This window comes from Desulfobacter latus, from assembly GCF_013389365.1.
GTDB lineage: Bacteria > Desulfobacterota > Desulfobacteria > Desulfobacterales > Desulfobacteraceae > Desulfobacter > Desulfobacter latus.
In genome coordinates this window covers 1-8,870 of record NZ_JACADJ010000102.1, presented here as the reverse complement: position 1 = coordinate 8,870, position 8,870 = coordinate 1, and the positions used below count along the sequence as shown (strand labels likewise).

Here is an 8,870-nt window from a genome sequence, read left to right as displayed (position 1 = left end):
TGAAAACCTACTGGACCGATTTATTTCACACTTAGATTTGGACCCTATCTTGATAAAAAATACGCCTCAATACGAGGAACTGATAAACTACGGTGCTATTAGCGCCTAAATTTGTCCGAACCATTGGAATACCGGCTTCTCTTATATTGTGCGGGCCAGCTACCAGATCGGGTGTAAACTTGTAGCCGTTCTCCTCAAGGTAACGGCATACCTCATCATTCTTTTCACCTTTTCTTATCCCTGGGAAGCCAAGGGATCTAAAAAAAATCAAAATTTTATCTTCAGAAGATTCATTCATGGTTTCGTATGCCAACGCAAAGGTCAGCGGTTTTGAAAGCCGTAGCGAAGCGAAGGCTTTCAAAATCCGCTGGACCGCCGGGTTATGTGGATTTTTCTCTATTCACGCATTTTCGATCAAAAAAGCTCTCGATTTGGTACTGTTATCCCTTAAATGCTTTATTTTTTCATATTCTTCCGAAAAAAAGCATTTCCGGGCTTCTTCCATTGAGTCAAACCCGATGACGACCGACCGTTCCGGTCTGCTCCCGGAAAGAGGCATTATCTTATTGCTTCTCGCGATATACTCTCCGTTGTGTGATTGAATAATTTCCACAACCTGCCGGATATAATTATCATACATTTCCTGGTTGCTGATTTCTTCAATTATTACGACAAATACCACTTTTTTCATATCCTATGCCCCCTAAATGCTCTATCAACAATGGGATTCACATGAAAATCTGGCAACCCCATTTTTAATATCGCCTTCCTGCAAAACTCCAACGGCTCAGACTCTTCCCCGACATAAATGCTCTTTACCGTCTCATCCAATGCTTTCAGATAACTTTCACCTTCATCCAGAAACCTTTCGATATCTTTCGGGCCAGTAATCGCCGGCGTCCAGGAAGTAAGCAGAATTTCATAGTCCCGGCTTGTTCTTATGCTATTCAAAGAGTTCACCATATCATTGAAATTATCATAATTGGGGATATCATTTTTTACCGGGATTGAATCGGCAGTGAATAATATCCGGTCTTCCGGGAATAAAATGTTTACGGAACCTCTGGAATGACCGGGCGAATGAATGATTTTCATGGTGATATTCTTATCCGCTTTAATTTCCCGGTTATGTTCTAAAAATGCGTCTATTTTCACAGACTGGTCCACCAGTTCAAAAAAACCCGGAACAGGACGCTCTCTGTTCTGGATGTCAATATTCTCTATCCAACTTTTTTCACCTTCATGCGCCAGAATTCGGCATCCAGCTATATTCTTAATCTCAGCGGCAGAACCTATATGATCGGGATGTGAATGGGACAGAATCACTGTTTCGATATCCGAAATATCCCGACCATTCTCCCTGATATAGTTGAAGATATGACGGAAACAGCCTTTTGTACCCGTGTCTATAAGGGTTATTTTTTCCCCGAAAACGATGATGCAGTTTACAAACCTATCGATTTTTTTATGCGGGTTCAGATTTATTTGGAAATCCAATCTCAGTAGATGAATCTTTTCCGCAAGTTTCATGTGGTTAATCCTTCATTATTTATGCAAGACGCGCCCCGTTTTGTAGATTCATGTCAGGTGTAGCCAAAACTACTGCACCATCTTCTCGATGAAAGCCTGTAACCAAACACTCAGACAAGATTGGACCAATTTGTTTTGGTGGAAAATTGACAACAGCCAATACTTGCTTGCCAATTAGATCATCTTTCGAGTACAAATCCGTGATTTGAGCACTGGACTTCTTGATTCCAATTTTTTGGCCAAAATCTACTTGCAGTTTATATGCTGGCTTCCGTGCCTCTGGAAAATCCTGAACCTCAATTATTGTTCCTACTCGCAGCTCAATTTTCTGAAAATCTTTCCAATCTATCTGACTCATTCTTCTCTCTTTCAATTTGCATAATCGCGGTGCTGCCGCGCAGGATGCTCACGCAGAAAACGACTCCCGTTCACTCGGTCAGCTCTACCGAAATGTTGGGCGGTCAATAACTTTGAAAAGCTCCATTTTACTTGATTATATCTCATCACATGAGTTCAAACAACTTAAACTTCGAGGCTTTCTTGTCAAAAGTAAGTACGGTTTCACAACCACTGAGATTGGCAGAATGTGCAATTAGCAAATCAGAAAGATCATAATTGTTACCTTGTCCTGAATAAACCAACTGTTGTAGTGCAGATTGATGCTCAAATTGAAAAATTGGCATCAATAGAAGGTCTTTTACGGCGTCCAATATATCATGTCTTGAAATTTCATAAACGGACTCCAGCACCCATATCGTTTCCAACATTACAAGCAATGGTATAAAAAATTCTTTTTTCTCTGATTCAGCATTTTTGAAAAGTAAATAGACTTTTTGTGCCTGATCTTCATCATCGCCAGTTAAAAAACGAACTAAAATATTCGTATCAATGGCTTTCATTTGAATTTATCTTTCATTCGATTCTTAATGGCATCATTCATTGCTTCGATAGATATGCTTTTTTGATTGATATTATGTAATTTACAAAAAATATCATCTACTTTCTTTGATATTGGCCTAATTAAAGCTTCCCGCTTGCTTGTCATAACGATCTCTATTTTATCACCAGTAGTGAGCCTTAGAGAATCTCTTATGTTTTTGGGAATCGTTATTTGCCCTTTTGTTGTAATAGTAGCTAATGACATACTTCCTCCCCTTACCCATTATTTATATCTTACATAAAGTAAGATTTCTCAAAAGGAATGTCAACACTTTACTATCATATGATTTTTTTCAAATAACTTGCAGATGATGACTTGATTTGAGTAAGAATAATGTTAAGCTCACCGACTCGTTCGAGTGTAGCGGGATGTTCCACGGCCCGGGAAAGTGGGGTGGTAAATTCACCTTTGACTACGGCTGAAGCTTTGCTTCGCTCTGCCCGTCATAACGGGGAGCTGAGGGGCCAGGCTTTTAAACCCCAAAATCTCCGATAAAAAGATAAATTTTCCTGAACCAGGCACTCCCGAAAGGCCGCGCAGTAAGCCTGGTCCCTCTCCAGCGTTTTGTTACCTGAATTTTATCGGGGATCACTGACACACCTCATAAATTCCCGACCAGTTACGGTTAAACACCATATCAATTCAACTTCTTGAATTAAATCCAATTGTTTTAGATGAACATGATTGAATGACTTTTTTTCATTCAACAAACCAAGCGTAAATTTAGAGGCAATGGACTTTAAAACCATTATAGGCAGTACCGCAAAACTCACTCACAAAATAATTGACTTTTATATCAAATGGTTATAATGTCACCCACAAAAAATATTGATATGAGATGGTAATTTATGAAAACAAAAAAAACTTAGTCCCCGAAACAGTAAGGCCGTTTGTTTGTGAATTGGAGCAATGCCCTATCTGTCAATCTGATCTTACACTGAGCCATTATCGAAGTGGAAAAAAAACGATCCAAAGTCTTTTGGGGGTCTCACAGGTTTATTATTGGCCTAAGCATTGTAAAAATCAGATGTGTCCCAATCACACAGTCGGGTTGAAATCCGCTGAGTGGTTGCAGGCAGCCCCGATGCACTGTACATATGGCTATGACATAATCGCGTCTATCGGATGGCAACGTCAAATCGGTCTGAAAATCTTCGATGATATTCATGCAAACTTGTTGTCAAAAGTGCAGATATCATCTTCTCAAGTACGCCATCTTTACAACGAACGCTATCTTCCGCTTTTAGCTTGCAATGAGAGAGTTCTTTTTGATCAGTTAAAGCATGCCTCAGAGGAATTTGGCCTGATCTATACACTTGACGGCCTTGCACCTGAAGGCGGAGAGGCTCAGTTATGGGTAGTACGCGAACTCCACACGAATTTAACTATAAGAAGCGGATGGCTTGGAGGACAGGATCAAGAAACATTTGAAGAATTTTTAAAGCCAATTGCAGAACTCGACCTTGATGTGACCTCAATTATGAGTGACAAACAACGAGGGCTTGTGCCGGCAATCAAAACCGTATTCCCCAGTGTCCCTCATGCTTATTGCCAAGCCCATTATCTTGGCAATATTGCTGAACCTGTGGCAAGTGCAGATGAAAGTATGAAAGTGTCTCTACGCAAGAATGTTCGAAATGAAGTTGGAGATCTTATTCGCTCGGAACATCAGGGGGAGACACAAGGCCGTGTGTTGACTGTTACCGGAATACTTCCCTCCCCAATAGATGATCCGGAGGATGACACACCTCCAATACGGAACGAACAAGAAGATATTGTCAACGCCTTAATGCGGCGTGCGCGCTATTTGTTGACCTTGAAAGGCCGCCCCCCTTTCCGTTTGGCCGGCATTGAAATGTTTGAACGACTTACTGATCTGGCTTGGGAACTTGATGAGTTTATATTGCATCTTCCTGACAGCCGTTTGCAGGAATTACAACAGGGTATTTGTACTGCCCTCAGGAGTATCTCAAGTAAATATGCTGATATCAAGTATGCTGCTGGATGGTTACAAGATATCTGCGATTTGCTTGAGGTCGATGAAAAAAATCCTCGTACCGCAGAAGAAGTTCGAACAGAACTCTTCGCTTACCTGGCACTCATAAAGAAGCAGAGTGTAGGTAATCCGGTTTTAATTGATTTTGCAAAAAGAATTTGCAAAACAACCGATAGTTACGCAAGTGGGCTTTTTCACTCTTATGACGACCCGAATATCCCTCGAACGAATAACGAACGAGAAAGTGAGTTTCGGGAGTTAAAAAGGCGACTCTTGAAAACCACAGGGCAAAAAGGGGCGACTTTGAGACTCATTCAAAGATCTGGGGCTTGGGAGTTGATACAAACTCAGGGTTCTATTTCTGAAATTACGCCAGCTATTTCTCGAATTGACTTTGATGAATTTTGTAAAGAACGTCAACGAGTTAAAAATCATCGGGAACGTTTCAGGCTTCATACTCGATCTGCTGATCAGGCAAACAAGCAGATAGAGAAACTCCGAAAACGATGGCTTGAAATTCCAGTAGGAGAGCTGCTTGAGTGACTTTTGCGGTATTGCCTATTTTCTATATATTGTGTGACCGGGCTTGTCCAACAAACGGTTCAGATTGTGGTTCGCTCCGCTCTCACAATCTAACCTTATTCGTTGTGCTATTTCTTTCCGTAAAAATCATAAGAAATGTGCATAAGCATTCAAAGAACTTTAAATCATTCAAATTCATCTATTGGTAAGTAGATGTTCTCGGATTTATCAAAATGAAATTTAACCTTTTGCACACAGTATTTAAACTTCCACCATCTCTCTCGAAGCAACTCTATTGTATAGTCTAATAAAGTAGGAAGTTCTTGTACTATTGAATCACATCCCTTAATTTCGATTATAATATCAGTTTCTGTCGATGCATTTTTTAAGCATAAATTTGGAAATTCATCGTTCAAGGGTAACAGCAGAAGATCTGTTGCAATATAAGGAGTCATACTCCGGATAACACTTTGTTTGTTGTCAGCGATCATGCGTTCCTCAGCTAATTGCCAATCACAGATTTTCTTGGTTCCTGGTAAGTTGGGGATCTGTAATAACCGCAATACCATTCATCATCGTCATCTTCAAAATAATCATCCCTACCTCCATAGCCTCGGGAAGTATAAAAAGCATCATTATTGGGATTCAGTTGGTTTGAGCGATTATCGATATCAGATTTGGACATCATAGGCTCCGTTATCATTATTTTTTTCACATCGTTATAAATAGAAATTATCTGTCCGAATTTCAAAGCACAACGGGGAGCTAACCCGCCGGGAAAGTAAAGGCGACAAACCTTCAAAAACCAAGGACTTTGGTTAAAATCATACCGTTTCAAAGCGGCTCAGGTTTCCCGGTCGGGTTCAGCGTTTTGTTATAAGATATTTCTGCGAATGAACTCTTTGTAATAATATTCAGATTTTTCTTCTGGGCCTAATGCAATATCTGTTAATAGCTGTAGCGTGATCAACCTCCCCGGTATAATTTCATTTTCATCAACTTCTACATCCTCAAGATCTGGATTTATCGCTACTTCAAAATTAAAAACCCACCATTTCTCAATTTTTCCAAGTAATTCGATGATTGATGTAAAATTGGGGATAGGATCGCTTTTTATGCCTTCTGTAATAAAATTGGGAAGTTCATGAGCAAGAGCGTTTCTGCAATTTTTTATTTCGGTAAAAGTTTCAATATCGGCCTGGTCGATGACCCCATTTTTTTTAAACCATTCCAATGATGCATACAAAGGACTTTTGTTTAATGAAAGCACCAGCGACTTATACTTTTCATCGATAATCAAACCGTTTTCATCAAATCCGTTTGTATACATTTCTTTCGGTCTTTCGATGATGCATTCTTTTAGAATTTCAAAGGCTGAAAGAAAAACAGAAACAACAATAAGATTAGAACGCAGAGTTTCTGGATTAAGGAAATTTTCCCACGATTTTTTCACATCTTCTCTCATTAGGTACTGTGCCTTTTACTTATAACGGGGAGCTAACCGGCCGGGCGTTTAAACCACAAAAGCTCCGGTAAAAAGTAAATATCCTGGCCCAGAGGGCCAGGCTTTGGGTTGCCCCTGGAAGGGGCTTTGTTTGCCTTGCCCCCTGAGGGGGCAAGGAAGTTGTCCCACCCAACATATTATCTGTTAAACAAATCCCTTTGTTCTGCTACTTGCTCTTTCTTTTGTTGATATTTTACATATTTTTGGATCATCTCGGCATCAAGTCCGACCGTATCCACGCAATAGCCTCTTGTCCAAAATCTGTTACCCCAATAGGGTTTTTCTTTCAACTTTCGGAACCTGTTGAAAACCCTGATGGCGGTCCGGCCTTTTAGTGTGCCTACATAGTCGGATATCGATACTTTTGGTGGCACCATTACCAGCAGATGGACATGGTCGATTTGAACGTTCAATTCAATCACTTCACATTTTTGCTGTTCTGAAAAGGCTCGTATACAATTTTCAACTTCCACTGCTATTGCCCCTTGCAAAACCTTGTACCTGTATTTTGGCACCCACACAATATGATACTGGCAATGCCATATCGATTGTGATAACTTTCGAAATCGGCTCATTTGTTGCTCCTTGATCTTTGGTTGTGGGGACAACTTGATCATTGAGTAACATTGAGCCGTACAATTGGCAAAGCCATTGTACTCTGACCTGGCCCACAGGGCCAGGATTTCTATAATGGATTAAAAATTTCATTAACCAAGCCGCTCCAAAAAGTCGCGCAGATAAGCCCGGTCGGGTTCAGCGGCTTTGTTATGCCAAATAATTGTCAAACTATTTGACCGCTTTGATCTAAATAATTACGTTCAAAGTAAATCTAATTGCCTATCAATTATACTCTTCATTTTCCTTTTATTGATTTTATCTGAAGGGCCTACTTCTCCAAATAACAATGGGGATGAAGGGTTGTGCTTCTCATAATTTTCAGCCACAATTTTTTTATTAAAATTTGCATAGCAATATAAACAGCCATGGTTGCAAGTATTATATGCTCCAATATCGATACTTTCAACGCATCCGCAAACGGCCCTTTGATTCTTATCTTTTTTAACATTTATTTTGCCATTACAAATTTTTTCAATCAGTTGATCATCAATACATTTTCCATGATTAATTCCTATTGATGCAAGTTCAACTTCTTCCGAACAGGTTTCTATAATAATGCCATAATTATTTGCTATTTCTTGAAGCTCTTTGGCAATTTCAAGCATCATTGTGTCATTAGGGGAAATCGGGGTGACTGACTTCATATTTCTTTGACATTTTTTGTAAAAATCAAGGAAACTGATCACACATTTTCGGGTGTGCCTGTGGAGCTTTGACATTAAGTATTCAAAATATTTTTTGTGGTACTCTACGGAAAATTTTTCTGTTAAAAGGATTGGATCATACCTCCAAATAACTTTATCTTTCCCTATTGCTTCGGACAAAGTAATGAAAGTCTCAATAAGATTTTTTTTGGGTGGAACATTAGGCTCAATCGTTTTATCGTATGAGTTAAGAGTAAACTGAAAATAATATTTGTAAGAACGTTCATTAAGGATACAAAGCTTTGGGATCATATGCTCAGGATTTTTTGTCCAAAAAACAAAGCAATCAACAACGTCTGGCCGTAATGTTATCTCACTAATTTGGTGTGGGTTCATAGGGTTCCTTACTAAAACGAACCCTTCTTTAATTCTATTGTAAAACCATTCGCTAAAAAAAGCAGGGATATCATTCCTTCGGCTTACGCTAATTATCATTTTATCTGGGCGCCTTTATTTTTTATATACAAAAATAACAGATTTTGTCGCTGTCTGTTTTGGAAAAACAGGTAAATCGTCTGGGATGTCACAAATATTATTTATTTTCTGTATTTCTATATAGTTATCACAATGTGCCGATTGTACGTTGAAATAATATTTTCCTTCTGTTTTAGTCGCACTACTAACATTAAAATCAAAAAGATCGCGTCCCATTTTATAATGATTTATGTCATTGAAAATAATTATGGCGTCCGTCTTCATTTCGGACCTAGTTTTATCAACAAATAAGGTTAAAAAGCTTTGCTCTGATTGCCTTTTTAACAATGTTGAAAATAATTTGTTTAAAAAAATTATATCATAACCTACTAAAGAAAAATCAGTTAAAATATTTTTGATGGAAGGAAGGTTTTTAATAATCCCTTCATTAATTTTCAGCCATCCTGTTTCTTGGTCATAGCCCACATAACTTAAATTTAAATTTAGCTTATTTTCAATACCTTCGCCAAATTGATTGACCTATATGAATAAAATGATCACATTCTCTGATAAAATAATGTTTGAGCAAACATCAACCATAGTCAGAGGGGTAGTCATCATGGGAATTAGTACTTTATTTTC

Annotated in this window: 12 protein-coding genes; 1 reads left to right on the top strand and 11 read right to left on the bottom strand. The window is 38.8% G+C overall.

Annotation, left to right across the window (positions count from 1 at the left end; all coding sequences use genetic code 11):
- Window positions 1-31 precede the first annotated feature (31 nt).
- From HXW94_RS17460 to HXW94_RS17435, 6 genes are all read right to left on the bottom strand, one after another.
- Entirely contained in the window at window positions 32-361 is a 330-nt protein-coding gene (locus tag HXW94_RS17460; protein ID WP_218576791.1) for a hypothetical protein, read from the bottom strand.
- A 39-nt stretch (window positions 362-400) separates the two neighbouring features.
- A complete protein-coding gene (locus tag HXW94_RS17455) occupies window positions 401-691 on the bottom strand; it encodes a DUF1330 domain-containing protein (RefSeq protein WP_178368177.1) in 291 nt (96 codons plus the stop codon).
- Complete coding sequence (locus tag HXW94_RS17450; RefSeq protein WP_178368176.1) at window positions 688-1,530, bottom strand: MBL fold metallo-hydrolase; 843 nt, start codon at window positions 1,528-1,530, stop codon at window positions 688-690. Before HXW94_RS17450 ends, HXW94_RS17455 begins: the two co-directional genes overlap by 4 nt.
- Window positions 1,531-1,549: 19 nt before the next feature.
- Window positions 1,550-1,888, bottom strand: coding sequence for a tRNA-binding protein (locus HXW94_RS17445; protein WP_178368175.1), 339 nt, complete (start codon window positions 1,886-1,888; stop codon window positions 1,550-1,552).
- 145 nt (window positions 1,889-2,033) lie between these two features.
- Entirely contained in the window at window positions 2,034-2,429 is a 396-nt protein-coding gene (locus tag HXW94_RS17440; protein ID WP_178368174.1) for a type II toxin-antitoxin system VapC family toxin, read from the bottom strand.
- Window positions 2,426-2,674: an AbrB/MazE/SpoVT family DNA-binding domain-containing protein gene (locus HXW94_RS17435; protein WP_178368173.1), complete on the bottom strand. Its 249-nt coding sequence runs from the start codon at window positions 2,672-2,674 to the stop codon at window positions 2,426-2,428. Before HXW94_RS17435 ends, HXW94_RS17440 begins: the two co-directional genes overlap by 4 nt.
- Window positions 2,675-3,554: 880 nt before the next feature.
- Here HXW94_RS17435 and HXW94_RS17430 point away from each other — a divergent pair.
- Window positions 3,555-5,009, top strand: coding sequence for a transposase (locus HXW94_RS17430; RefSeq protein ID WP_218576790.1), 1,455 nt, complete (start codon window positions 3,555-3,557; stop codon window positions 5,007-5,009).
- Between the two features lie 164 nt (window positions 5,010-5,173).
- On the opposite strand, the gene HXW94_RS17425 is transcribed toward HXW94_RS17430, so the two are convergent.
- From HXW94_RS17425 to HXW94_RS17400, 5 genes are all read right to left on the bottom strand, one after another.
- Complete coding sequence (locus HXW94_RS17425; protein ID WP_218576789.1) at window positions 5,174-5,557, bottom strand: hypothetical protein; 384 nt, start codon at window positions 5,555-5,557, stop codon at window positions 5,174-5,176.
- A gap of 305 nt (window positions 5,558-5,862) precedes the next feature.
- Window positions 5,863-6,453, bottom strand: a complete 591-nt coding sequence (locus tag HXW94_RS17415) for a hypothetical protein (protein WP_178368170.1) — start codon at window positions 6,451-6,453, stop codon at window positions 5,863-5,865.
- Between the two features lie 176 nt (window positions 6,454-6,629).
- The gene (tnpA, locus tag HXW94_RS17410; protein WP_178368169.1) at window positions 6,630-7,067 is read right to left on the bottom strand and encodes an IS200/IS605 family transposase; all 438 of its coding nucleotides are present in this window, start codon (window positions 7,065-7,067) and stop codon (window positions 6,630-6,632) included.
- 243 nt (window positions 7,068-7,310) lie between these two features.
- Window positions 7,311-8,249: a DUF1848 domain-containing protein gene (locus HXW94_RS17405; RefSeq protein WP_178368168.1), complete on the bottom strand. Its 939-nt coding sequence runs from the start codon at window positions 8,247-8,249 to the stop codon at window positions 7,311-7,313.
- A gap of 15 nt (window positions 8,250-8,264) precedes the next feature.
- Window positions 8,265-8,714, bottom strand: a complete 450-nt coding sequence (locus tag HXW94_RS17400) for a hypothetical protein (protein ID WP_178368167.1) — start codon at window positions 8,712-8,714, stop codon at window positions 8,265-8,267.
- Window positions 8,715-8,870: the final 156 nt, after the last annotated feature.